This window comes from Vibrio sp. 1401 (assembly GCF_033340295.1).
In genome coordinates this window covers 1-1,086 of sequence record NZ_JAWOWF010000134.1, presented here as the reverse complement: position 1 = coordinate 1,086, position 1,086 = coordinate 1, and the positions used below count along the sequence as shown (strand labels likewise).

2 protein-coding genes are annotated in these 1,086 nt (G+C 48.5%); both read right to left on the bottom strand.

Annotated features, from left to right (window positions below; all coding sequences use genetic code 11):
• The coding region (locus tag R7Z77_RS24085) for a cytochrome oxidase biogenesis cluster protein (RefSeq protein WP_318136890.1) at positions 1–482 on the bottom strand (482 nt) is incomplete at its 3' end.
• A partial coding sequence (locus R7Z77_RS24080) for an SURF1 family protein (RefSeq protein ID WP_318136889.1) occupies positions 479–1,086 on the bottom strand: 608 nt, incomplete at its 5' end. The genes R7Z77_RS24085 and R7Z77_RS24080, both read right to left, overlap by 4 nt.

The following is a 1,086-nucleotide window of genomic DNA, read 5'->3' as shown; positions in this document are numbered from 1 at the left end:
CTGAGTTTGACCAAATCTTCGTTTGGCTCTGCGGTGTACGACATCACCAGTTGCCCCAGAGGGTCCACAATCAGCACTTGCCCTTGTTGCACTTTTGCCGCCACGTTCTCATTCATCGCCATGGTTTCCATCGGCATTTCTATCGTGTCTGATGTTGTAGAAGTCCACAAAACTGGCACAACGCGTTCTTGATACTTGCCTAAAGCAACATGGCTTTGTTTGAGTAAATAGAGTTGTCTTTGACATTGGCTGTCGCAAGAATCAGGCACCACATAAGCCAGTTGCCAACCGTGCACCGCCGATGGAGCAGATTGGCCTAACTGCGCTAACGTTGTGTACGGTTCGATGAGCTTTCCTCGGTTTGTCACGCCCGTTTCGTACCAGCCTTGCGCCAAAATCAACTTTGCAACAATCGCTGGTAAGGCGAATAAGCAAATCAGTGCGATCAGCACAAACCGCCCTTTTGTAACTTGAGATGTCATGCCTCACCTCCTTGTGATGCCGCTTTTCTAAACCATCGAATACACACAACCATTGTGAGCAGTAAGAACACGCCAGCCATCACAAACCACTGTACGGCATACCCAAAATGCTTCGCGCTCGTGAGTGGAAGTGGATTCCAAGGAAATGGATATGCCCAGTTTTCTAGGTTGTCTGGCTGCAACACAGCCGGCATCAGCTCTACATTTAACAACTCATTGAGCTCGGAAATATTGAGGTTTTGGACTCGAATCCCCTCTCCCATTTCTGGCATCAATTCTGAGCTTAACGGATTCATTGATTTGCGATACAAACGTCCGGTTACGTTTGTGGGGCTCTTCAACGTCGTTACGGTTGGTAAAGAATCACGAGTTCGCCGCCCTTCGACGAAACCCAATTCTAAAAGCGCTAAGGTTATTGGATCCTGACCGACAGAAACCACTTGGTATGCGAGATAACCCACTTTGCCTTGAAAGGTTTGGTTATCGAGCAAAACCACTGGCAACGGTTCTGGCTTTGCCTCCGCTTGCACTTTCACGCCAATCACGCTCTCCTCTCGCCAGTCATTGTTATCAAGGACAGAAGTGAGAGATTGATACGGGGCAT